At 40.2% G+C, this 20,943-nt stretch carries 29 protein-coding genes and 1 riboswitch; of the genes, 7 read left to right on the top strand and 22 right to left on the bottom strand.

From position 1 onward, the window contains the following. Positions 1–15 precede the first annotated feature (15 nt). Positions 16–291 carry a hypothetical protein gene (locus AMD01_RS01875; RefSeq protein ID WP_053399685.1) on the bottom strand — a complete coding sequence of 92 codons (276 nt, stop codon included), beginning with the start codon at positions 289–291 and terminating at the stop codon, positions 16–18. 186 nt (positions 292–477) lie between these two features. Between AMD01_RS01875 and AMD01_RS01870 the strand changes: the two genes are divergently transcribed. Beyond that, on the top strand, positions 478–657 hold the full coding sequence (locus AMD01_RS01870) for a hypothetical protein (protein WP_053399684.1): 180 nt from the start codon (positions 478–480) through the stop codon (positions 655–657). A 526-nt stretch (positions 658–1,183) separates the two neighbouring features. On the opposite strand, the gene AMD01_RS01865 is transcribed toward AMD01_RS01870, so the two are convergent. The 5 genes from AMD01_RS01865 to AMD01_RS01845 form a co-directional block, all read right to left on the bottom strand. After that, entirely contained in the window at positions 1,184–2,002 is an 819-nt protein-coding gene (locus AMD01_RS01865) for a cell wall hydrolase (protein ID WP_053399683.1), read from the bottom strand. A 290-nt stretch (positions 2,003–2,292) separates the two neighbouring features. Beyond that, positions 2,293–2,619 (bottom strand): hypothetical protein, encoded by a 327-nt coding sequence (locus tag AMD01_RS01860; RefSeq protein ID WP_053399682.1) that lies wholly within the window; start codon positions 2,617–2,619, stop codon positions 2,293–2,295. A 203-nt stretch (positions 2,620–2,822) separates the two neighbouring features. Beyond that, positions 2,823–3,017, bottom strand: coding sequence for a hypothetical protein (locus tag AMD01_RS01855; RefSeq protein ID WP_053399681.1), 195 nt, complete (start codon positions 3,015–3,017; stop codon positions 2,823–2,825). Positions 3,018–3,020: 3 nt separating this feature from the next. Then, positions 3,021–3,845, bottom strand: a complete 825-nt coding sequence (locus tag AMD01_RS01850; RefSeq protein ID WP_053399680.1) for an EcsC family protein — start codon at positions 3,843–3,845, stop codon at positions 3,021–3,023. Between the two features lie 108 nt (positions 3,846–3,953). Continuing rightward, the gene (locus AMD01_RS01845; protein WP_053399679.1) at positions 3,954–4,805 is read right to left on the bottom strand and encodes a patatin-like phospholipase family protein; all 852 of its coding nucleotides are present in this window, start codon (positions 4,803–4,805) and stop codon (positions 3,954–3,956) included. 316 nt (positions 4,806–5,121) lie between these two features. On the opposite strand from AMD01_RS01845, the gene AMD01_RS01840 reads away from it, so the two are divergent. Beyond that, entirely contained in the window at positions 5,122–5,307 is a 186-nt protein-coding gene (locus AMD01_RS01840) for a YkvS family protein (RefSeq protein ID WP_053399678.1), read from the top strand. A gap of 33 nt (positions 5,308–5,340) precedes the next feature. Here AMD01_RS01840 and AMD01_RS01835 read toward each other — a convergent pair whose 3' ends face one another. Both AMD01_RS01835 and AMD01_RS24390 read right to left on the bottom strand, forming a co-directional pair. Beyond that, entirely contained in the window at positions 5,341–5,859 is a 519-nt protein-coding gene (locus AMD01_RS01835) for an NAD(P)H-dependent oxidoreductase (protein ID WP_053399677.1), read from the bottom strand. A 137-nt stretch (positions 5,860–5,996) separates the two neighbouring features. Beyond that, positions 5,997–6,146 carry a hypothetical protein gene (locus tag AMD01_RS24390; protein ID WP_169775917.1) on the bottom strand — a complete coding sequence of 50 codons (150 nt, stop codon included), beginning with the start codon at positions 6,144–6,146 and terminating at the stop codon, positions 5,997–5,999. Positions 6,147–6,286: 140 nt separating this feature from the next. Between AMD01_RS24390 and AMD01_RS01830 the strand changes: the two genes are divergently transcribed. Beyond that, a complete protein-coding gene (locus AMD01_RS01830; protein ID WP_053399676.1) occupies positions 6,287–6,502 on the top strand; it encodes a hypothetical protein in 216 nt (71 codons plus the stop codon). Positions 6,503–6,541: 39 nt separating this feature from the next. Here AMD01_RS01830 and AMD01_RS01825 read toward each other — a convergent pair whose 3' ends face one another. The 5 genes from AMD01_RS01825 to queC all read right to left on the bottom strand — a co-directional run bounded on the left by AMD01_RS01825 (position 6,542) and on the right by queC (position 9,723). After that, positions 6,542–7,240: an NAD(P)H-binding protein gene (locus AMD01_RS01825; RefSeq protein ID WP_053399675.1), complete on the bottom strand. Its 699-nt coding sequence runs from the start codon at positions 7,238–7,240 to the stop codon at positions 6,542–6,544. 60 nt (positions 7,241–7,300) lie between these two features. Beyond that, positions 7,301–7,798, bottom strand: a complete 498-nt coding sequence (queF, locus tag AMD01_RS01820; protein WP_053399674.1) for a preQ(1) synthase — start codon at positions 7,796–7,798, stop codon at positions 7,301–7,303. Positions 7,799–7,896: 98 nt separating this feature from the next. Then, complete coding sequence (gene queE, locus AMD01_RS01815) at positions 7,897–8,628, bottom strand: 7-carboxy-7-deazaguanine synthase QueE (RefSeq protein ID WP_211263377.1); 732 nt, start codon at positions 8,626–8,628, stop codon at positions 7,897–7,899. Then, positions 8,618–9,061: a 6-carboxytetrahydropterin synthase QueD gene (queD, locus tag AMD01_RS01810; RefSeq protein WP_053399672.1), complete on the bottom strand. Its 444-nt coding sequence runs from the start codon at positions 9,059–9,061 to the stop codon at positions 8,618–8,620. Before queD ends, queE begins: the two co-directional genes overlap by 11 nt. Further along, the gene (queC, locus tag AMD01_RS01805; protein ID WP_053400094.1) at positions 9,058–9,723 is read right to left on the bottom strand and encodes a 7-cyano-7-deazaguanine synthase QueC; all 666 of its coding nucleotides are present in this window, start codon (positions 9,721–9,723) and stop codon (positions 9,058–9,060) included. Before queC ends, queD begins: the two co-directional genes overlap by 4 nt. A gap of 161 nt (positions 9,724–9,884) precedes the next feature. Further along, positions 9,885–9,928, bottom strand: a riboswitch (PreQ1 riboswitch). Positions 9,929–10,069: 141 nt separating this feature from the next. Here queC and AMD01_RS01800 point away from each other — a divergent pair. Then, positions 10,070–11,425, top strand: coding sequence for a DUF2254 domain-containing protein (locus AMD01_RS01800; RefSeq protein ID WP_053399671.1), 1,356 nt, complete (start codon positions 10,070–10,072; stop codon positions 11,423–11,425). Between the two features lie 12 nt (positions 11,426–11,437). Here AMD01_RS01800 and AMD01_RS01795 read toward each other — a convergent pair whose 3' ends face one another. The 5 genes from AMD01_RS01795 to AMD01_RS01780 form a co-directional block, all read right to left on the bottom strand. Next, a complete protein-coding gene (locus AMD01_RS01795; RefSeq protein ID WP_053399670.1) occupies positions 11,438–11,917 on the bottom strand; it encodes a DMT family transporter in 480 nt (159 codons plus the stop codon). 148 nt (positions 11,918–12,065) lie between these two features. Then, positions 12,066–12,296: a hypothetical protein gene (locus AMD01_RS01790; RefSeq protein ID WP_053399669.1), complete on the bottom strand. Its 231-nt coding sequence runs from the start codon at positions 12,294–12,296 to the stop codon at positions 12,066–12,068. Beyond that, the gene (locus AMD01_RS24860) at positions 12,284–12,415 is read right to left on the bottom strand and encodes a hypothetical protein (RefSeq protein WP_281176821.1); all 132 of its coding nucleotides are present in this window, start codon (positions 12,413–12,415) and stop codon (positions 12,284–12,286) included. The genes AMD01_RS01790 and AMD01_RS24860 overlap by 13 nt, the downstream gene beginning before the upstream one ends. A gap of 10 nt (positions 12,416–12,425) precedes the next feature. Continuing rightward, a complete protein-coding gene (locus AMD01_RS01785; RefSeq protein ID WP_053399668.1) occupies positions 12,426–12,878 on the bottom strand; it encodes a hypothetical protein in 453 nt (150 codons plus the stop codon). 9 nt (positions 12,879–12,887) lie between these two features. Next, entirely contained in the window at positions 12,888–13,646 is a 759-nt protein-coding gene (locus AMD01_RS01780) for a hypothetical protein (protein WP_053399667.1), read from the bottom strand. A 192-nt stretch (positions 13,647–13,838) separates the two neighbouring features. Here AMD01_RS01780 and AMD01_RS01775 point away from each other — a divergent pair, with 192 nt between their 5' ends. Then, the gene (locus tag AMD01_RS01775) at positions 13,839–14,558 is read left to right on the top strand and encodes a 3-ketoacyl-ACP reductase (RefSeq protein WP_053399666.1); all 720 of its coding nucleotides are present in this window, start codon (positions 13,839–13,841) and stop codon (positions 14,556–14,558) included. A gap of 39 nt (positions 14,559–14,597) precedes the next feature. Here the strand turns inward: AMD01_RS01775 and AMD01_RS24630 are convergent, their stop codons facing one another. Beyond that, the gene (locus tag AMD01_RS24630; protein ID WP_242174146.1) at positions 14,598–14,729 is read right to left on the bottom strand and encodes a DUF6254 family protein; all 132 of its coding nucleotides are present in this window, start codon (positions 14,727–14,729) and stop codon (positions 14,598–14,600) included. Between the two features lie 122 nt (positions 14,730–14,851). On the opposite strand from AMD01_RS24630, the gene AMD01_RS01770 reads away from it, so the two are divergent. Continuing rightward, a complete protein-coding gene (locus tag AMD01_RS01770) occupies positions 14,852–15,439 on the top strand; it encodes a CPBP family intramembrane glutamic endopeptidase (protein ID WP_053399665.1) in 588 nt (195 codons plus the stop codon). Between the two features lie 38 nt (positions 15,440–15,477). On the opposite strand, the gene AMD01_RS01765 is transcribed toward AMD01_RS01770, so the two are convergent. Next, the gene (locus AMD01_RS01765; protein ID WP_053399664.1) at positions 15,478–16,359 is read right to left on the bottom strand and encodes an alpha/beta hydrolase family protein; all 882 of its coding nucleotides are present in this window, start codon (positions 16,357–16,359) and stop codon (positions 15,478–15,480) included. Positions 16,360–16,625: 266 nt separating this feature from the next. Continuing rightward, positions 16,626–18,020, bottom strand: coding sequence for a Na+/H+ antiporter NhaC (gene nhaC, locus AMD01_RS01760; protein ID WP_053399663.1), 1,395 nt, complete (start codon positions 18,018–18,020; stop codon positions 16,626–16,628). 442 nt (positions 18,021–18,462) lie between these two features. Between nhaC and AMD01_RS01755 the strand changes: the two genes are divergently transcribed. Then, positions 18,463–20,589: an ATP-dependent Clp protease ATP-binding subunit gene (locus AMD01_RS01755; protein WP_053399662.1), complete on the top strand. Its 2,127-nt coding sequence runs from the start codon at positions 18,463–18,465 to the stop codon at positions 20,587–20,589. A gap of 46 nt (positions 20,590–20,635) precedes the next feature. On the opposite strand, the gene AMD01_RS01750 is transcribed toward AMD01_RS01755, so the two are convergent. After that, positions 20,636–20,887, bottom strand: a complete 252-nt coding sequence (locus tag AMD01_RS01750; RefSeq protein ID WP_053399661.1) for a hypothetical protein — start codon at positions 20,885–20,887, stop codon at positions 20,636–20,638. Positions 20,888–20,943 lie beyond the last annotated feature (56 nt).

Genomic DNA, 20,943 nt, shown 5'->3' with positions numbered 1-20,943 from the left:
TAGCCTTCATTCGGCTTAATAATACGGATAATACGGATATGGTGAATATGGTGGATACGGTGGATAGTATGGGTAATATCCTGGTCCTGATAATGCCGTACCTAACGCTAATCCACCTACAAATGGAAGTCCAAATCCAAATCCAAATCCTGGTCTACCGAAGCCAAATCCCGGACGGCCAAAACCAAATCCCGGACGACCAAAGCCGAATCCTGGTCTACCAAATCCTCCAAAACCCCCAAAAGGACGTCGTGTGTCATCGAATGAATATAATAATGTTGGATCTTGCATAGTGTTCCCTCCTGCATTTCGAATTACGTTACTTTGTAGCATATGAAACAGAAGAGGAAAGTGAATGGGCATATGTCTCAAGTTGATGATTTTTTCTAGGTATTTGTCCAACTTCCAACGTTTACCGCCTGATCGATCGGGTATTTATTTACTAATTATTTCTTATACCAGGAGGAGATTTTAATCATGATTCCTTGGATTATAGCTGCTTTTGCAATTATTGTTGCTCTTACTGTTGTTCTGTTCACGGCGAACCGCCGAAAAAGTTCAAAAGGATTAATGGGAAACATCCACACTACGATGCACCTTGGTGAAATTGTCAGCAGGCAAAAAGAGCTCCAAAACCATAAGCCTAAATCTCAGTAAATAAATGTTCATTAAGCCGAAAGAACAGAAGCAGTGCAGCTTCTGTTCTTTTTTGCACAAAAAAAACAGTGCGACGGCCCCTTTTCCGTTGCACTGCGTATGTATGTTGAATCGCTTTCTTCTACTTTTGAACACGTGTATATAAACCCCTTTTTTAAATACCGTGAATATTTCCCCCAGCACGACAGCAATCCGTAACAACTTTATGAATGATGGCAAAATCACATAAAACTGTAATCGCTTACATTAAGACTAAAAAAGAAGTAGAATCAAAGCAGACATTCAACATGACTTTCTATTTATATTATTACCGTAAACGATTTCAAAAAGCAAGACTTTTTTTCAAACCTCTCCCTATTTAGACAAAAATTTTCCATCTAAAAACCCCGCGTCTCATTCAAACGCGGGGTTCTCGGAAAGGTTACTCACCTTTTCATATGGGTTAGGCTTCATAAAACATATAAGTAATCAATGACTCATATGTAGGGAAAGCTTTATCTATTAAAATAAGAATCAATACATGTTTTTATTTAGCAAAAACATGATTCCCAATTACAGCTGTTACTTGACGAGATTTAATCCATTCGTCTTGAGCTGTTTGTGGGTTATAAAAGAATAATGCACCATTTTGTGTAGCACCTCTATTGGCGAATGCTTCATCTACAGCACGTTTTGAATCATCCGAAGCCGGTTGGTTAATTGCTCCATTTGATACCGGTGAGAATGCACCCGGTTGATTGATAACCTCAGAAATGGAGTTAGGGAAATCCGATGAATCCACACGGTTTAAGACAACAGTCGCAACTGCCACCTTACCAGCATGTGGCTCTCCTTTTGCTTCAGCTTCTACAAGACGGGCTAGTAATTCTTTTTCTTCGTTATTCGCATTTGCTTGTGCTGGCTGTGGCGCTGGTGCCGGCTGTGCTTGTGCTGGTGCTGGCTGTGGTGCTGGTGCCTGTCCTCCAGTTGGGATTGTTAATGCTTGCCCAATTGAAATTATATCTGATGATAAGTTGTTTGCTTGTTTCACAGCGTCTACCGATACGCCGTGTTTTGATGAAATAGACCATAGTGTGTCACCAGCTGCTACGGTATAAGATCCGCTTTGTACAGGCTGACCATTTGGAATGGACAATGTTTCCCCAATATAAATGGTATCGTTTTGACGATGGTTGACATTTTTAATGTTATCTACTGAAACCCCATACTTCTGTCCAAGCGACCATAATGTATCACCCTCATGTACATTATGTTGTGTGTCTGCTTGAGCTACTCCTTGGATTGTTAAAAATGAGAAAGTAGCTGTAGAAGCAATAACCCATTTTTTCATGCTATTTTTTTTCATAAAAATATTCCTCCTGAAAAATTGGTATGTACATACGTTAACACACCTATTTTCGGATTACACTGCATAAAATGGTTACTTTTATATTAAGTCCATTAAAATCGTTACACTTTCCTGCCTCACTTTACATTTGTTACATAAACAGAAATATTTGAGCTAGTTTATGTAAATTATAGTAAGAAAAAGTCTATAACTAAATAGTCTGTTTATTCCCACACCTTTTTTTAGGGGGTTCACATTTAATCGGAAAACAAAAAACAGAAGCAAGCGAAAAGCTTACTTCTGTTTCGTTAATCTTCTATATTGATCTCCACTACATCATAAAAATCAATGACGAGTTTCGCGCCTTGCTCATCCATGAAAGTGAAAACATCTTCGTCTTTTGAGATATGAACCACATACCCATTTAATAACTGCTCACGATTGTCATATACAGTCGTAATGGCTACTTTCTTCTGATGAAGATGTGCTTCTTGTAACAATGAATGGAGGTCTTCTTCGGCGTCTTCTTCTGGGCGCTTAATTAACAGCATCCCGTAAGTCGTTTCCCCACTTTTATCTTTCCAAATGTAATCGGCAAAATAAAAGGGCGATTTACTTCCTTTAAATTCATCCATGCCATTCCCTCCTATACTCCAATGTAAGCTTTATACTGAATGTAGACTATCAACTAATAATATGCCGCTACTTGCACAAGCCATCATCCAATAAAACTTCTCTCTTCACTTTATCATGTTTATGAGTGTTTGACACTTATTTTGCCGATTTTCTCATTCTCTTCCTTAATAAGGACTATTCTCGCTTCATAAGCCCATCCTCGTTAGCTCCGAGCCACATCTAAATAGTGATACACGACATCTCCACCGCGCTGTGCAATTCCTCGAAAGCGTTTAAAGTCGGGTCTCGTCACGAGAAAAGGGCGAAACAGTAAAAAATCGTCTTTTTTAATATGAATTTCTTCTACTTCTCCGTCTCGAAGCTGATCTAGTATCTTTGTTGCCTGTTGCTCATCCATCTTTCACACCTCGCTATCATCGAATACAGGAACTTGATCGTCATGTAGACGCTCTAAAATCCGTCTCTTCTGATATAGCATTATACCAGCTTCTGCTACATCCTGCATCATCGCCTTATTCGTGAGGGAACCGAAAATCATCCCTGCAATCGGGATCATTTGAAAAAGCTTTTTCCAGCCGAACTGATCCCGGTACGTATAGATGACTTCACGCCACCCTTGAAGCTGTGAAATCATTTGCCGATTGTTTAAAGGCTCACCGTACACCGTTAGCTCGTCTAAAATGGCTTGTTTTCCTACATAATCAGAAGAAGCAAACTGAAGGCATTTAATGATAAAGATACGTTCTTCCTTCTCTTTTGGATTATAGCCATATGAGATCGCAATTTCTTGAAGGGTCTTTAACGAGATTCCTAATAGCACTGGAATATCAACGGCTAGCGTAAAAATCCCACCAAATCCCGTTGTTGCTCCTTGGATGCCTGCAATACGCGAACGGTTTGTTCTCAGTTCTTCTCCAACCTCGTTCATCGTGCGAATTGGCAGGCGTCGAACATCATCAATCGTTTCAATCACATTTGCACTCTTCCCATTAAACTTGCTTAGCGTCGCCTTTTCCTGAACGAGATATTGCCCACCAGATTGTACAAAGTTTCCCACTTCATCTAATAGGTCCCCTATTTTTTTCTGCAAAAAAGCTGGAGTTACTTTATCAAGAAGCTTAAAAGGAAGACGTCCAATTCGCTCCCAGAACCATAGTCCCTTTTGATCCTTCTCCCACTTTTCAATAACGGCTAACTGTTCCTCAAGCTGTTGCTTCGTTTCCACGCTAGTTCCTCCACTTCCTGTTTTCACTTATATGTGATACGTATGAGAGGCAAAAAAAGTTTCCTTCTTTTAAAAAAGCTTTGCCTGACATGCAGACAAAGCTTACGGTTAGTTTTTTAACCATTTCATTAAGGATTCATACTGAGTGGTCGCTTCTTCGTACCCTTGCTCATAAAGCGTTTGAAGCTTCACAGGATTACGCTCCATTCGTCCTACTGACAGTGGTTGTGTAGGGCGAATAACGAATAGCTTTCCTTGTCGTTCAAGCTCCTCAATGTAGTCCATCGTTTCATTGTACAACTGATAACGATTTTCCATTGCTTGAAGCAGCCCTTGATATTGACGATAAGGACGTTTTGCCATCCACATCATGCTTGACTTTTTCTTTCGATACCCTTTGTTGCGCGTTAGAACAATGACGTTTTTCTCAAATCCATCCAGCTGCGCTTTTCTTACGGGAATAGGATCGCTAATGCCACCGTCTAATAGCTGCTTGTCCTCAAAGTTAACAATTGGAGCTACAAATGGAAGCGAACTGGATGCTCTTACAAGCATTAGGACGTTCTCATCTGTCACGTTCTCAAAGTAAGCTGGTTTCCCTGTGACACAATCTGTCGTTCCCACAACAAAGCGCTCCTCACGGTTATGGAATGCCGTAAAATCGAACGGGACAATGCTTGTGGGAATTTCATTGAAAATAAAGTTCATTCCAAACATTTCGCGCGTTTTCAAATAATTTCGCCACGACAAATAGCGAGGATCGTTTACAAAATCGATGTTAACTTGACGATTTCGCCCCCTTTGACGTGACAAATAGGACGTAGCGTGACAAGCTCCAGCTGAAACACCCACAACGTATGGAAAAAATAAATTTTGTTCCATAAAGTATTCGAGCACACCCGCTGTATACACACCTCTCATGCCTCCACCTTCTAATACCAAGCCTGTTTCACTTAACATAGTTACACCTTCTATTGTTTTTACAAAAATTTAGTATGTAAAAAATAATAGCGAATCTGTGATTATTTGTCGATCATTTAGGCAGGTCTTTCTTAAAAAAAACACCAACTTACATTAATTTGAAATTTTTTAAAGAAATGTCTTTACTAGATTGTAATTTTAAGGCACACTATTTACAATAGAAAGCGTTATCTTGTTTGATTAATCTGAAAATATAGATCGTTGATCCCCATTGTTTTGCTAGTTTTATAAATATTATAAAGAAAACACACATAGGGTGAATGTAAGATGACGTAAACATAAAGGAGAGAAGACTATGGAAATTGCTCAAGTAGGAAACTTAATTGAATTTAAAAATGGGTTAAAAGGAATCGTAGAAAAGGTGAACGAAAACTCAGTCATCGTCGATTTAACTTGCATGGATAATTATCGTGACTTAGACTTAGAGCAACGTACAGTCGTAAATCATAAAAATTACAAAATTGTACCAAGTGAAGCTTAAAAACAGGGTGGCAAAGGCCACCCTGTTTTTTTTTTAAGCCTTTACTCTTTTCACATACTCCTCTGCGCTAACAGAAAGATCATCAGGATCGAGTGAATTTACACCTTGTAATAGAAATGGTTCGACAAACGTCATGCCTGTTAAGTTTGTCATCGCTTGAAGAGGACGAAGCAGCTCTGTCATCGGATAGTGGTTACGGCCGTTCTCTCCGTATGCTTCTTCCGGACTTCCCGTTGATACTGCAGCCATAAATTCTTTTCCTTGAAGCTTCGTTCCTTCGCTTCCGTATGCCCAACCGTACGTTAGCACAACGTCTTGCCACTCTTTTAAAATAGCTGGTGTGCTGTACCAATAGAAAGGGAATTGAAACACGATACGGTCATACTGCTCTGCAAGCGCTTGTTCCTTTTCGGCATTAATTTTAAAATCAGGGTACTCTTCATACAAATCATGAACATAGACGCCTTCCTCTTTCGACAAGCGCTCTACCCATGCGCGGTTTACGTTCGATTTGTTAAGATTTGGATGTGCTACTAACACTAATGTTTTCATTTACTCTCTTCCTTTCAGTACCATGATGCTTTTCTGTTTAAAATAGTAGCATACCATCTGTCGACGTACAAACAGAATAGCCTCGCTTGGCGCGCCTTGGCCAAACGAGACTATCGCTTACTTAACAAACGATACTACTACATCTTTCCCTTGCTTAAAAGCTGGTCCTTCTGATCACTGCTGATAATCCCTAATTTATGCATTAAGAGCGTACATCCCTGAACTTTTTTCGTTATACGCGTTGTTTTCACCGTCATAATCCCCTTTTTCTTTATAATATTGCGCAAATGCAAGTTTGTTGCTTCATTCAAAACCTATTTTTTATTGAACCGCTTTGAAAGTAATGAGAAAATAAGACTGCGTTCTAATTCTCATTTTTATTATGTATGTATCATTCAAGCGACTACTTAAGAAAGAGGGAATGCTTATGAGTATAACTCTAATTTCCATCATCTTCGTCGGCCTGATCGCTGCGTTTATCCTCATTACTTTACTATCAACCATAAAGTCAGGGAAAAAAGAAACGTCATCTACACCAAAGAGCTATGCAGATGAAGAAGAAAATGAACCATATGAACAAGGTCATTCGTTTCACAGCTGGTCGAATGACGCTGACGGTGATGGCAATGATGACGCTCACTAAAAAACCCCTCTTGCTACAAAAGCAAGAGGGGTTTCGCTATTAAGAAATAACTCGTTTTCCGTTTGTAAATGAGTAGTAGCACTCACCTGTGTGAATGTCATGACTCTCATGAATATGCACACCTGGTTTATCCTGTGTTGCTGCCTCATACATTGCTTTAGCAACATTCGCTGCCAAAATCGGGCGATACTTTCGCCATTTTCCAACTAGTAAAAACGACAGCGATTGAAGCATATAGCCACTTAGCTTTTCCATCGCTCGAAATTCCTGTCGCTTTCCTAATAACAATGCCGGTCTAAAAAAGTGAGTAGAAGGGATATAAAGCGGCGCCATATCCACTTCCGCTTGCCCCTTTACTTTACTATAAAAGAAAGGAGAACAAAGATCAGCACCAATGGCTGTGATCGTCAAGAAATTTTTCACTTTCTTCTTTTCTGCACATTTAGCAGCCTTAAGCGGATAATCATAATCTACTTTTAAAAAGTTTGCTCTTGTTTTGGCTTTTTTCATCGTTGTTCCTAAACAGCAATACACATCGTCTACTTTGAATTCTTCCACATGTTCTTCAAGTTGATTAAAATCAATGACTAACTGCTTTAATTTAGGATGCTGAATGGAGAGTTGTTTTCGAACTAGAACCGTTACTTTCTCGTAATGAGTGCTCGTTAGCAATAGTTCTAGTAGTTCTTGACCGACAAGACCGGTTGCGCCTAGTAAAACCGCCGATCTTTGTGACATGCTTTTCACCTTCTTAACCTTATATATTCTTTCGACTAAGAGAGCTCCTTTTAGAACACCTTAGCGATTATCAATCGTTTCAGGATACATATCATGATTCATTAAGCGGTGTTCCGCCATTGTTTCATATTTTGTTCCTGGGCGTCCATAGTTGACGTAAGGATCAATGGAAATTCCACCTCTTGGCGTGAATTTCCCCCATACTTCAATATAGCGCGGGTCCATTAATTCAATTAAATCATTCATAATAATATTCATGCAGTCCTCATGGAAGTCCCCATGGTTACGGAAGCTGAACAAATACAATTTCAGTGATTTACTTTCCACCATTTTAATATCTGGGATGTAACTAATATAAATGGTTGCAAAATCCGGCTGACCTGTTTTCGGGCAAAGGCTCGTAAATTCCGGGCAGTTAAATTTCACGAAATAATCTCGATTCGGATGTTTGTTATCGAATGCTTCTAATACGTCTGGTGCGTATTCAAACAAGTACTTTGTTCCTTGATTTCCTAACAAAGTTACTCCTTCTAATTCTTCATCTTTTCTACCAGTCATAATGGCATCCTCTCTTTCCCCGTTAGTCATTCTAACAGCGTTTTTTTAATTTGTATATATGATTTTTGTTAATTTCTTTCCTTTTTTTTCGTAAGGGTTTACACGCCGCGTTTATTTCCCCAAACGAGCGCATGAAGCTGAGGTAATACGCGTACATCATTCATCATCTCGTCTTCTACGACACGATCAATTAAATCCTCATATTTCCTCAATAGCGTAGAGATTAGCTCCCCGTCATCAGACGTATGAACGTCTTCATTTCCAACCTGGACAAAGAATGGAATGTCTGGATATCGAGCGTGAACCTCTTTTGCATAGTGAAAATCTTCTTCGTTGAATACTACAACCTTCAAGCTAGGTGCCATCTCACGAGCTTTACTGCTTAATCGAGTGATAATGTCATCAAGAACGTCAAAATTAGTTTCCATACGTGAGCTCGGTGGCTTCGGTGAAATCGTGAGATCATCAATCTGCTCAAACCAGTCCTGCCATCTGCTTCCTTGTGTTTCAAGCGCTACTTTTACGCCGTTTTCATGAAGCAGCTCAACTAATTCACCAATAGCACGAATGAGCGCCGGATTACCTCCAGAAATGGTAACATGATCAAATTTCTTACCACCTATTTGTGTTAGCTCACTCCAGATCTCATGCGCGCTGAGCTGACGGATATCGTCTTTGGCTGATCCATCCCACGTAAAAGCGGAGTCGCACCATGCACATGAATAGTCACAGCCTGCTGTACGCACGAACATTGTCTTACGTCCGACAACCATCCCTTCACCTTGAATAGTCGGTCCAAAAATTTCTAATACAGGTATGTTAGCCATGATTTCTCACCTGCTTTGGACGATATACCACGTAGCTTGTCGGCGTCTCCCGAACGAATACCTGTAAGCAGCTCGGCTTATTAGGTAACACATCAAGATGTGCTTGAATCAGTTCATAAATTTTACGTGCGATAACCTCTGTTGTTGGAAAATCGTTGGCATTTTGCTCATTAAAAAGCTGGTCGTGATCATTTAATAACGTGTGATCAAATTGACCTGACACTAGCTTTTTAAGCACTTGAAAATTAACGAGAAAACCCGATTCATCTAGCTCATCGCCACCGATGGTCACATTCACAAAGTACGTATGACCGTGAATGTTTTGACACTTCCCGGCAGCCTCATGAGGAACAAAGTGCGCCGCAGCAAAATGCATATCTTTATTTAATTCATAGCTATAGGAATGCTGAACTTGTGGATAGATTTGCTGAATCATTTACGTTCTCCCCCGTTCTTTTGTTCGAGGTATTCATCCAATCCACGCTTACGAAGAAGACAAGCCGGGCATTCGCCACAACCGTCTGCAATCACTCCGTTGTAGCAAGTGAGCGTTTTTTCACGGACAAAATCAAGTGCTCCTAATTCATCCGCTAACCCCCATGTCTCTGCTTTGTTGATCCACATAAGCGGTGTATGAATGACAAACTGATAATCCATTGCTAAGTTCAGCGTAACGTTTAGTGATTTTACAAATACGTCTCGGCAATCTGGGTATCCTGAGAAATCTGTTTCACACACGCCTGTTACTAAATGACGTGCTCCTTTTTGCTTGGCCATCACAGCTGCAAACGATAAAAACAAATGATTACGACCATCTACAAACGTTGATGGAAGCTCTCCTTCTTTTTGCTCAATCTCAATATCTCCACGCGTTAACGCGTTCGGAGCAAGTTGGTTTAATAACGACATATCTAATACCGTGTTTTCAACCCCAAGCTCAGCCGCAATTGATTTTGCTACGTCAATTTCTTGGCTATGGCGTTGTCCATACTGAAACGTAACGGTTTCGACCTCTTTAAAATTCTGGAGCGCCCAAAATAAACATGTTGTGCTATCTTGACCACCACTAAATACAACCACTGCTTTTTCTTGTTTCATTTTCATCGTCTCCTTTTCTTTCATGAATGGTTCTCATAAAAGAAGAAAGAAAAGCCATGAACAAATCCCTGTTTCTACTAAAAAACGCCCTTCAGTTACTCGAACAGAAAGAGCGCAACAAAAAAACTACTCGTCCGAGCGAATACACCGCTCGCAAATAGCTTTCTATAGTTTTTTATAGAGGGAGTTCGCGAACCTCTCCCGCACTACACGCGCGGAATTTCTTCTTCAATTATCCTTGACTACTATAACACATTCAAATTGGAAAAACTATATGAAAGATAGAGGTTTTGTTTATGTATGAATCGGTTATAACGTTTGAAATGACAAGAAGGAGGACCACATCATGCGTTTCATGGATCGCCTGCGTTCTATTAGGGAGAACTTTTGGTACGTCCCTACCGTTTACGGGATCTGTGCCTTTATTTTGGCACTCTTAACCGTTCGTCTTGATTATTTCATGACGAGCAATGATACAATGAAGAAACTCGTTCCCAAAATTATTTTATCAGATGCGGACGTCGCTCAAAGCGTATTGAGCGCCATTTCTTCATCACTACTAACGATTACGACGATCACGTTTTCATCCATTTTGGTCGTCTTAACAACCTTTTTGTCCAATTTTTCACCCCGCACCGTGCAAAACTTTATTACCGACCATAGCACACAGCGAGTTCTAGGAAGCTTTGTAGGTGGATTTATTTATTCGGTTATTTTACTCGTGATGCTACGCGAAACGAAGGAAAAGACATCATTTATCACGCCTACCTTTGCTATTATTATGACCATCATTTGTTTGGCCGTCTTTGTGTTTTTCGTTCATCATACGTCCGAATGGATTCAGGTGGGAAACTTGATTTCCAATATCGCTGTCGGAACCGTACAAGCCGTACATAAAAACTTTGAGCAAAAAGATACCATACATGACCGTCTGTCATTATCCGACGAAGAATTAACAGAGGTGATGAAAGGAACACGATTAGATATTCCAGCCGCCAAATCAGGCTATATTGACTTTCTAGATGAACAAGGACTTCTCCTGTTAGCCGCTGAGCGAAACTGGCTTATTCGCCTTACAAAACGACAGCCTGATTACGTAGACGAGCATTCTCCACTCTTCCAACTGTGGGGGTCTAGTAGCTCAGAAGAAAAACTGAAAGAAGAGCTTTCTCACTATGTATCGATTGGGCCCCAAAGAGCGCCTTATCGTGACATGGAGTTTGGTTTGAGAAAGCTTTCTGAAATTGCCCTACGCGCGATTTCACCTGCTATTAATGATCCAAATACAGCGATCAATGCTATTGAGCAAATCGGAAACATTTTAACAAGCTTAGGAAAACGATATTTACCAAAACCATACCGATACGACACGAACGGTCACTTACGCTTAATTACACAGCAGCCGATTTTTCGCGATTATTTGTATTTAAGCTTTTATCAAATTCGTCACTACGGGCGCGAAGACATCTCCGTCATTCGTGCAATTATTAAAACGCTCACACTTATTGCAGAAAGCAATGAGCACGAAATCAAAGAAACGGTATGGGAATTCGCCGAATTTATTATCGAGGGCATTGAATACAACGTGCTTTTATCCCTCGATCTTCGCTATTTGAATGACTTGCTTTTACAATTAGCAAAGGCGTGTGATCATGCCGGAGAGTTCAACCTTCTCACAAAAAAAAGCGATGCGTCACAATGACGCATCGTTTTATTATGCCTTTGCTCCGCCTTTGAAAATAAGAAACAGCGCGACGATTAGTAGTAAAACGCCCACTAGTCTCGTTCCATGAAGCGCGATTTTCGGATTTCCAAATAAGCCGAATTGATCTGCGATTAAACTCATAATAATTTGTCCCGCAATAATGGAAATGATGGTAGCCCCAGCTCCCACTTTCGGTACGGCAAATACTTGAATCGCTACAAAAGCTGCGCCTAGTAGTCCTCCGAAAAGCTGCCACTTAGGAACTTGAAACACGTTTAATAAATTGCCTTTTCCAAAGAAAAACGTAATAAGTAATAATGAAATCATGCCGATGAAAAAAGAAAAAAATGCACCTTCAAACGAACCAATTTTTTTCCCGAGCGCTCCGTTAATAGACGCCTGCGTACTTTGAGCAATTCCTCCTGCGACCGCTAATAGCATAATGAGTAGTCGAACCACCTTAGCCCCTCCATTTCGTATTCTTTTCATTTCATGTCTAATTAGATCTTTTCTATTATAGCGAAAGTTGTTTCCTACGGAGAAGTATTTGTTTGCTTTTGTACACGATTACTAACAGAAGCGGGATAATAATTTACGCTGGGATATGTACGTACATCGGCATGAGCTCAAGCCCAACTTACAAATGGCGGATATAAGTGTTTGCCATAAAGTGACCGAGTGCAATTGTAGCGACGCATAGCGGAATGATTAGCTTTGTTTCTTCACTAATCTCTTCCACTGACAAACTGTATTCTACGATCGTGTGATAAGGGTCACTTTTCGTTTTACGGAGATCTTTCTCCAAATGATGTCCCATTGCATTCATAATGAAGCGCTCAATGACTTCGCAGTTAACTAATCCGTCCATACCAGGCCAATCACAACTTCCGGAGGAGCAACCACTTCTTCGACTTTTTCTAGTCTTGCTTGCAGTCGTTTCCGTTCGCGTTCGCTTTTTAGCTCACCTAGCTTTTTAATTCGCACCATGTCCCCCTCTTCATAGCTGCCCGATCGCTTTGGACTGATTTGCCGCTAAAATTCTTCTTACCGTTTTTTCGGTTGTGTGATTGCATTCGATAATAACGATAACTTCTGTTTGATGTGTTCGCTTCGGTGAAGCCTTGCGCTTCGTATACAGATAATCAGCGATGAACCCTCCGCCTCCCCCAATTAGGAGTCCAATAATGCCCCATAGAATCGGACCCAAATACAAAACGTGGCCGTAAATAACTCCTAAAAGCATAAAAATAGTGCCAAAAATTGCGGCTAAGTCTATGTAACTCGTCCCATCAAAGCGCTCAAATGAATCCGCTACCTGTCCCTTCTCGTCATTGTGATCCAGCCTGACGACAGCGATTTGGCTTTTGTCGATTCCTGCTTGCTCTATTTCTGAGAGCGCCATTTCTAATTGAGTTGTGTATTCAAAGGTTGATAAAATATACACATTCATTTTCCTCTCTCATGTGAGCAATTTCGGTTTATCCTGGTATCGTTTCTTCAAGTGAACATCAAGCTCAATCTTAAACAAACGATTCATTTCAATCGCCTGAATGTAAGCATCGTAGGCAAAAAAAGCGTAAACGGATGGAATGAACAATAACCACTGCGGATCGGCAACGGCGTTCGCTTTTTGCAAATCGCCTATTAAAATATAGTAAAACGACTGATAGTACTTTGATTGATACGTAATAAACAACCAAAAGCCAATGCTGTAGACCACTCCAATTAGACGATTGAGGTATAAATGGCCGAGCCCTGGTAAAAGCAACGACCACCCGAGCGCAAGGGAAGGTTTGTATGTACTCACATTATTAAATTCAAAGAAGGAGTCATTTTTAACGATGGTATGGTTTCCTTCTCGCTTAGCAAGCACGCAGTACTGATTCATTTCTACCGTTCGCCTATAGCTGTCCCATATCGCAAAAATATAAACGGTCACATACAAGATTGCCCACTGTTCTTTTAGTACCTCACTTGCCTCATTAAATTCCCCTACCATTGATAGATAAATGGCTTCGTTTAAATGCGAAAGGCTGTTTACGACGACTTCCCAAATCATTAAAATAAATCCCAGTAAGAATTTATTTAAGGTGAAATGCCCGTATCCTGGAAAAGCAGCGGACCACCAAGCAATTACCCATGGATTTCGAAAGTGAATGGTGTTGGTTCCTAATGAATTTGCATATCCGATGTATCGCCTGATTTTGGACCTCTGCACGGAATTTCAAGCTCCTTTTTCTGCACGTTATTCGTTACCATTAGTTTGATTTAAAAAAGGTAAAATATGCATGAGCCAAAAGGAAGTTGCCTTTTATGATGAATTAAACAAGGCGTTGTCTTTGACAATTGTTTCCCCCTTTTGTAGGATTAAATGGCTTATAAAGAACAGGTAGGAAAGGAGTACAATAACATGGCACAATCGTTAAAAGGTAAAACAGCCCTTATTACAGGCGCTGGAAAAGGAATTGGACGCGCTGTAGCTATTGCACTTGCAAACGAAGGTGTAAATTTAGGATTACTAGCTCGTACGGAATCTTCACTAAAAGAAGTTGCGAAAGAAGTAGAAGCAACAGGCGTAAAAGTTGCTTATGCAACGGCAGATGTTTCATCAATGGAGGAGGTTAACCAAGCGGTTGAATCTCTACACCAAGAACTTGGTGGTACAGACATCCTCATTAACAATGCAGGGATCGGAAAGTTCGGCAAATTCCTTGAACTAGACCCAGAGGACTGGAAAAAAATTATTGATGTGAATTTAATGGGCGTTTATTACGTCACACGCGCTGTTCTTCCACAGCTAATCGAGAAAAACGGTGGAGACATCATCAATATTTCCTCTACAGCAGGTCAAAAAGGCGCACCTGTGACAAGTGCTTACAGCGCTTCAAAAGCAGGATTACTTGGCTTAACGGAATCATTAGCACTTGAAGTACGTAAGCATAATGTTCGTGTGACGGCACTTACACCAAGTACCGTTGCAACAGAAATGGCATTTGCCGAAAACTTAACGGACGGAAATCCAGAAAAAGTCATGCAACCAGAAGATCTAGCAGAAATTATGGTGGCACAATTAAAACTTCATCCTCGTATTTTCATTAAATCTGCTGGCATGTGGTCAACGAATCCATAAAAAAAAGCGTGAAACGTTCATCCGTTTCACGCTTTTTTGCTATTTTTTATTTGTCGATTGAGGCGCTACTTCTTCAGATAGCTCTTCAAAGGACTTTACTTTTCCATGTGGTTGCTGTGAATGCTTACGCACATTCCATTGACGCTCTTTTTGATTTTTCGATTGTGTCATGGTCCTATCCCCTTTTACAAACATGTTGGGTTCTGAATCGTTACACTCATTCCCTTTATTAGCATGGCTTTCTTCGCTATAATTATCCCTATGAACCTTAAGAACAGGAAAGGATTTTACGTATGAATTGGCTTTTCTCTTTCGCCCTAAGTTTTGTAATTGGCATTGGATTTTATGGTAGCTTTACATCCACTTCTTTTTGGGTGACCTTTCCCCTTTTGTATATTTTGTTGGTGATCATTTCACTTAAGTATGTATCATGGTCCTTTTTAACTAAAGCCGATTGGATCGTTGGTATTATGAGTGGGGTTATTTTATACGGTCTTTTTGCAAGTGGCAACGCCTTTATGCAGTGGCTTCATATCCCCATCGAACCGTACGTGCGACATTTATACTCATCCATTTCTCCTTCTGTATGGTGGCAGCACCTGCTAATGTTTCTGCTCATCATACCAGGTGAAGAATTATTTTGGCGGGGTTATTTGCATAAAAGGCTTTTTACTCTTTCACCTTTTCAACGCACTATTGTCGCAGCATCCTTCTATACGGCCGCTCACCTTTGCTCGCTCAATCCATTGCTCGCTCTAGCAGCTTTTGTTGGTGGTATTATGTGGGGGGCATTGTTTGAATGGCGCCAAAAAATTGAAGTTGCGATGGTTGCTCACGTTGTGTTTGACGTTCTTCTTGTCTACCTGTTTCCACTTTCATAAAAAAAAGCCGTCCTCGCTCCATGGCGAGGATGGCTTTTTTAAGAATGAGCTTGAAACCACTTATCGATTTCAGCATTGTATTCGTCAAAATACTTCGTAAGCGGATGATCCGCCCCTTTGTATAAAATAAACTTATGTTCCTTATCTGTTTGATCAAGCTGACGTACAAGCTTTTCAGCCTGTGTGTAATGCACACGCCAGTCACGATTTCCATGAAGCATAAGCAGAGGTGAATTAATCTTATCACTCCAATAGATGACAGAGCGATCGCGATATGTTTGGGCCACCTTTGGATCCTTTGGGTCTCCTACTAGCTGTCGAAGAACCTGCTTCATTTCTGGACCTCGCTGATCATAAAACTGGAACATATCCGTAATTCCAGACACAACGGCTACCGCATTAAACTTCGCACCGCTTTTCATTAATAAGTACGTCATCATACCGCCACGTGAATAACCGATGGCATATTTTTTCGTTGTATCAACATACGGAAGCTTTTCACCAATATGCATAATATTGATCACATCATCGATATCTTTTCCGCCGTATGTTTCCGTTCCTTCACTACCGCCGTTTCCTCGGTATTGAGTCGCTACGACAACATATCCCTTTTGTGCCCAAGAAGCCAAATAAGAAATTGTTTTTTGCCGAATCATTCCGTGCTCACGATTTCCCCCACGGTTATATACGAGTAAAGGAAGCTTTCCATCAATATGCTTGGGTTGTAACAAAAAACCTTTTATTTTTAATCCATCGCTTGGATAGGTTAACTGATAAGCATCTACATGCTGGTTATATGGGGATGGAAGTGGAATTCGTTGCTTAAATTCTCCTTGATCTTCACTGTTGGCATGATGCCAAAATGCTGTAAAAGAAAAACAAACGATTGCACTTACAACAATAATGATAAATTTTTTCAACGCAGTCTCTCCTAAAAATGCTCAATATTAATTCTTTCTCTATTAGGATGATGGTCTCCGGTGCGCTTTACGCACTGTAAATGTTTGTTCTACAGGCGAATACTGGTACGCTAGGAGCACATTCACTATTCCTATCATAGTCCTTTTTTTATTTTTATCTAGATGGACTTTAGTCTTATTTTATTTAGCACATAGTTTGTCTTAAACCTCTTTTTCAATAAAAAAAGAAGCGGTTCGCAACAAAACGAACCCCCTCTTTTTATTCACTATGCTGCTACATCTTTCTTTGGCGCCACTTTGGCAATTCCAATACCTGTATAGCCCCAAATAACAGCAAATACAGGACAGAAAATAAGAAAGAATGCAAATGGTAAATAACTCACCACATCCACATTTAGCGCTTGAGAAATAAATGCGCCGCTCACACCCCATGGAATTAGCGGATTAACAAGCGTTCCTGCATCTTCTAGCGTACGTGAAAGGTTTTTTCGATCCAATCCCCATTTATCGTAGAGCGGTCGAAACGTTTGACCTGGTAGAAGAATGGATAAATATTGCTCACCCGTAATCACATTTACCCCGATACATGCTAGTACAGTTGTTAACGTTACGTCACCTGTGCGGCGAATCATTTTCGTTAGTCCATTAAGTAACGCTTGAACAATGCCTAACTCCTTCATCACTCCACCTAGTGACAATGCTGTCAGCACAAGTGAGATTGTCCACATCATGGACTGAAGGCCGCCTTTATTCACAATTCCATCGACGATGCTATTTCCAGAATCAATTTTTACACCACTTTGTAAGAATGTAAGTAAATCACTTACTGAAAACTGGTGCTGAATGAGTAACGCCGTAATAAAAGCACTTGCAATCCCCGCAATAAGAGTTGGGACAACCTCTGCTCTTCTTGCAGATAGAACGATGACAATAAGCGGAGAAATGAGCGTAATCCAACTTAACGTGAATTGATCACCAAGCACATCTTTTAAATGCTTTAATTCATTTAAATTAATGTGAGAGTAATCAGATTGAAACCCTACTACAATAAAAATAATCGCCGTTAAAAGTAAGCTTGGTACAGTTGTCCACATCATGTGTCGAACGTGATCAAATAATTTTACATCTAAAATCCCCGACGAGAAGTTTGTTGTATCCGATAACGGAGACATTTTATCTCCAAATGCCGCTCCAGATACAACGGCACCTGCTGTAAGCGCTGGGCTAATCCCAACAGCTGTTGCAATTCCCATGAGCGCCACACCAACAGTACTAACCGTTGTGAACGTACTCCCTGTGAACGTTGAAACAAGAACCGTGATGACTAGTGCACTAATTAAGAAATATTTCGGTGAGATCCAGTCTAAGCCGAGACTTAAAATCATCGGAATTGTTCCGCTGCTCATCCAAGCTGAAATCAGCAACCCGACAAGAGCAAGAATTAGAATTGGCTTAATTCCAAGCGTAATTCCTTTTACAATTCCCTCCTCAATATCTTTCCACTTGTATTTCCACAGTTTCCCTAGACAACCGAGAAAAACAAGGCTAATGATGAGCGGTATATGAGGCTCCACTTTAAATTCAAAAAGCCCGATAAAAATGAGCGCTAAAATAAGAATGATAACCGTAAGCGCCTGTATGAATGATGGCTGTTTTTTCATTTTGCTGCAATCCTTTCTTTATAGCTTTTATGCTTAAACGCTTTTATGCTTTTATGCAGTTAAGTATTAAACCTATTTGAGTATACGGTTGAAGCAATGTCTTGTCAATACGAACTTTCCATGTTTATTCTTTGCTTTGCTCAGTTCAATTATTTTACGTATGCCTACTTCTATGTTTAGATAAGACGTAATCGGGAAATTCCCTGTTACCTAGTGCAAAAAAATTACTGAACGAACAGTAATCCATATACGATTCCATTTATATAGGAAGAAAGCGGGTTGTCAGGCACTATTACAAGCCCAATCGAGGGAGTAAAAAATTTACGAGCAAAACACTTGAAAGTCAAAAAAGGTCAAAGTATAATGAACTTACTAAAGTCAAAGATAGTCAAAGTCAAAATAAAACATCTTTGACATTTCCTTATTGAGGAGGCGTTTTTTTATGATGTGTCAACATTGTCATGAAAATCAAGCACAAGTACATGTGAATTTAAAATATAATGGTCAACAACAAGAATATCGTTTGTGTCATATATGCTATCAATCATTAATGAAACAAAATAAAATTCCATCAGGTTTTGGAGGAGGATTTGGATCTATGTCAATTGATGATTTATTCAATCATTTAGCCAATCAACAAGCGGCACAGCAGCCAAACCAAGCCGCTCAACCGCAGCAAGGTGGGAACGGCGGCGGACTACTTGATCAATTCGGTCGAAATTTAACACACGTAGCTAAAGCAGGTCTAATTGATCCCGTAATCGGACGTGATGAAGAAGTTGAACGCGTCATTGAAATTTTAAATCGTCGTAACAAAAACAACCCTGTTCTTATTGGTGAACCAGGGGTAGGTAAAACAGCCATTGTAGAAGGCCTCGCACTTAAAATTTCAGAAGGCGAAGTACCTGCAAAACTGCTAAATAAAGAAGTATATCTACTAGACGTGGCATCACTAGTTTCAAATACAGGCGTACGTGGTCAGTTCGAAGAACGTATGAAGCAATTAATTGCTGAACTTCAGCAACGTAAAAACGTCATTCTATTCATTGATGAAATTCATCAAATCGTTGGCGCTGGATCAGCTGAAGGCTCTATGGATGCCGGAAACATTTTAAAACCAGCGCTAGCTCGCGGAGAATTGCAGCTCGTTGGGGCAACAACGTTAAAAGAATACCGCTCAATCGAAAAAGATGCGGCTCTTGAACGTCGCTTCCAACCCGTTATGGTACACGAACCGTCTGTTGATGAAGCGATTGAAATTTTAAAAGGTATTCAAGATAAGTATGAAACATACCACGGCGTAACATTTAGCGATGAAGCGATTCGTGCCTGCGTTAACTTATCTCATCGCTACATTCAAGATCGATTCTTGCCTGATAAAGCCATTGACTTACTAGATGAAGCAGGCTCTAAAATGAACTTAAAATCAGGTGTGGCCAACAAAGATGATGTAGAAGCTCGTTTGAAAGAAATTGCTACGCTAAAAGAGCAAGCGTTAAAAGATGAACATTATGAAAAAGCGGCCAAACTTCGCGATGAAGAAGCGAAGCTTGAAAAACAATTAAACGAACAAACGGCTGAAACGTCTGTTATTGATGTAGCGCATATTCAGGCCATCATCGAAAAGAAAACAGGTATTCCTGTTGGAAAACTTCAGGACAACGAAGCAAACAAAATGAAGAATCTCGCTTCTAACATTGCCGAAAAAGTAATTGGTCAACAAGAAGCGGTAGAAAAAGTTTCAAAAGCGATTCGTCGCTCTCGTGCGGGTCTAAAAGCGAAACACCGACCAATTGGCTCGTTCTTATTCGTTGGACCAACTGGTGTCGGGAAAACCGAATTAACGAAAACACTTGCCGAGGAGCTATTTGGCTCAAAAGATGCGATGGTTCGCCTTGATATGAGTGAATACATGGAAAAACACGCCGTGTCTAAATTAATTGGTGCTCCTCCAGGATATGTAGGACACGATGATGCTGGTCAATTGACTGAAAAAGTACGTCGTAATCCTTATTCCATCATCTTATTAGATGAAATTGAAAAGGCACACCCTGACGTACAGCACATGTTTTTACAAATTTTAGAGGACGGTCGTCTAACAGATAGTCAAGGCCGCACAGTGAGCTTTAAAGATACGGTAATCATTATGACAAGTAATGCTGGTATTACAGAGAAAAAAATTACCGTTGGTTTTGAAAAAGTGAACGATGCGATCAAAGAAACATCGATCCTTGATTCTCTGTCTGCTTACTTCAAGCCTGAATTCTTAAATCGCTTTGATTCTATTATTGAGTTCAACCATCTTGAAAAAGCAGATCTTGTAAAAATCGTGGATATCATGCTTGATGAACTACAAGAAACGCTAACAGAGCAAGACTTATCAATGACGGTTTCTGATGCAGCAAAAGAAAAATTAGCAGAGCTTGGCTATCACCCAGCGTTCGGTGCTAGACCACTTCGCCGCGTCATTCAAGAACAGCTTGAAAATCGCATTACAGACTTTATTTTAGAAGAAACATCTACAGCCTTTACCGTTGATGTGGAAAACGATGAAATTGTCGTGAAGTAAAACAAAACAAGAGCAGGGGAATTCCCCTGCTCTTGTTTTGTCTATATTAATGGGCGGCATTTACGAGTCGTTTATTGTAATTATGAGCGGCGACCGCACCCCAAATCATACAGATGGGATGAGTAATGAATAGCGCTACTCCAAATGTTAAAAATCCTAAGATTCCTTCCACCACGATCATCAATATCGCTCCTAAAATAGTGGAATACAGCATGCCAAGTGAGCCAAAAAGAAATGTTAGAATGAGCGAAAGGCCCACACTTTTTGTATTTGAGACAATAATTCGATTCTCTGTCATGATGAACACTCCTTTGTTCGTTACTACAAAAAATAATATGGTATTTTTTACCTATT

Source organism: Priestia koreensis (assembly GCF_001274935.1).
Taxonomy (GTDB): domain Bacteria; phylum Bacillota; class Bacilli; order Bacillales; family Bacillaceae_H; genus Bacillus_AG; species Bacillus_AG koreensis.
Note: the sequence above shows the minus strand (reverse complement) of the source record. Positions and strands in the feature narration are given on the sequence as shown.

What these genes read in the sequence shown, in the direction of transcription:
- AMD01_RS01860 (WP_053399682.1), bottom strand. Translation starts at nt 2,619, where the DNA reads ATGGATGAATTTAAAGGAAGTAAATCGCCCTTTTATTTTGCCGATTAC.
- queD (WP_053399672.1), bottom strand. Translation starts at nt 9,061, where the DNA reads ATGATTCAGCAAATCTATCCACAAGTTCAGCATTCCTATAGCTATGAA.
- AMD01_RS01790 (WP_053399669.1), bottom strand. Translation starts at nt 12,296, where the DNA reads ATGGACGGATTAGTTAACTGCGAAGTCATTGAGCGCTTCATTATGAAT.
- AMD01_RS01825 (WP_053399675.1), bottom strand. Translation starts at nt 7,240, where the DNA reads ATGTCACAAAGATCGGCGGTTTTACTAGGCGCAACCGGTCTTGTCGGT.
- AMD01_RS01750 (WP_053399661.1), bottom strand. Translation starts at nt 20,887, where the DNA reads ATGACAGAGAATCGAATTATTGTCTCAAATACAAAAAGTGTGGGCCTT.
- AMD01_RS01845 (WP_053399679.1), bottom strand. Translation starts at nt 4,805, where the DNA reads ATGTTAAGTGAAACAGGCTTGGTATTAGAAGGTGGAGGCATGAGAGGT.
- AMD01_RS01870 (WP_053399684.1), top strand. Translation starts at nt 478, where the DNA reads ATGATTCCTTGGATTATAGCTGCTTTTGCAATTATTGTTGCTCTTACT.
- nhaC (WP_053399663.1), bottom strand. Translation starts at nt 18,020, where the DNA reads ATGAAAAAACAGCCATCATTCATACAGGCGCTTACGGTTATCATTCTT.
- AMD01_RS01800 (WP_053399671.1), top strand. Translation starts at nt 10,070, where the DNA reads ATGCGTTTCATGGATCGCCTGCGTTCTATTAGGGAGAACTTTTGGTAC.
- queC (WP_053400094.1), bottom strand. Translation starts at nt 9,723, where the DNA reads ATGAAACAAGAAAAAGCAGTGGTTGTATTTAGTGGTGGTCAAGATAGC.
- queF (WP_053399674.1), bottom strand. Translation starts at nt 7,798, where the DNA reads ATGACTGGTAGAAAAGATGAAGAATTAGAAGGAGTAACTTTGTTAGGA.
- AMD01_RS24630 (WP_242174146.1), bottom strand. Translation starts at nt 14,729, where the DNA reads ATGACACAATCGAAAAATCAAAAAGAGCGTCAATGGAATGTGCGTAAG.
- AMD01_RS01830 (WP_053399676.1), top strand. Translation starts at nt 6,287, where the DNA reads ATGAGTATAACTCTAATTTCCATCATCTTCGTCGGCCTGATCGCTGCG.
- AMD01_RS01855 (WP_053399681.1), bottom strand. Translation starts at nt 3,017, where the DNA reads ATGGATGAGCAACAGGCAACAAAGATACTAGATCAGCTTCGAGACGGA.
- AMD01_RS01755 (WP_053399662.1), top strand. Translation starts at nt 18,463, where the DNA reads ATGATGTGTCAACATTGTCATGAAAATCAAGCACAAGTACATGTGAAT.
- AMD01_RS01875 (WP_053399685.1), bottom strand. Translation starts at nt 291, where the DNA reads ATGCAAGATCCAACATTATTATATTCATTCGATGACACACGACGTCCT.
- AMD01_RS24860 (WP_281176821.1), bottom strand. Translation starts at nt 12,415, where the DNA reads ATGGTGCGAATTAAAAAGCTAGGTGAGCTAAAAAGCGAACGCGAACGG.
- AMD01_RS01770 (WP_053399665.1), top strand. Translation starts at nt 14,852, where the DNA reads ATGAATTGGCTTTTCTCTTTCGCCCTAAGTTTTGTAATTGGCATTGGA.
- AMD01_RS01835 (WP_053399677.1), bottom strand. Translation starts at nt 5,859, where the DNA reads ATGAAAACATTAGTGTTAGTAGCACATCCAAATCTTAACAAATCGAAC.
- AMD01_RS01775 (WP_053399666.1), top strand. Translation starts at nt 13,839, where the DNA reads ATGGCACAATCGTTAAAAGGTAAAACAGCCCTTATTACAGGCGCTGGA.
- AMD01_RS01785 (WP_053399668.1), bottom strand. Translation starts at nt 12,878, where the DNA reads ATGAATGTGTATATTTTATCAACCTTTGAATACACAACTCAATTAGAA.
- AMD01_RS01840 (WP_053399678.1), top strand. Translation starts at nt 5,122, where the DNA reads ATGGAAATTGCTCAAGTAGGAAACTTAATTGAATTTAAAAATGGGTTA.
- AMD01_RS01865 (WP_053399683.1), bottom strand. Translation starts at nt 2,002, where the DNA reads ATGAAAAAAAATAGCATGAAAAAATGGGTTATTGCTTCTACAGCTACT.
- AMD01_RS01795 (WP_053399670.1), bottom strand. Translation starts at nt 11,917, where the DNA reads ATGAAAAGAATACGAAATGGAGGGGCTAAGGTGGTTCGACTACTCATT.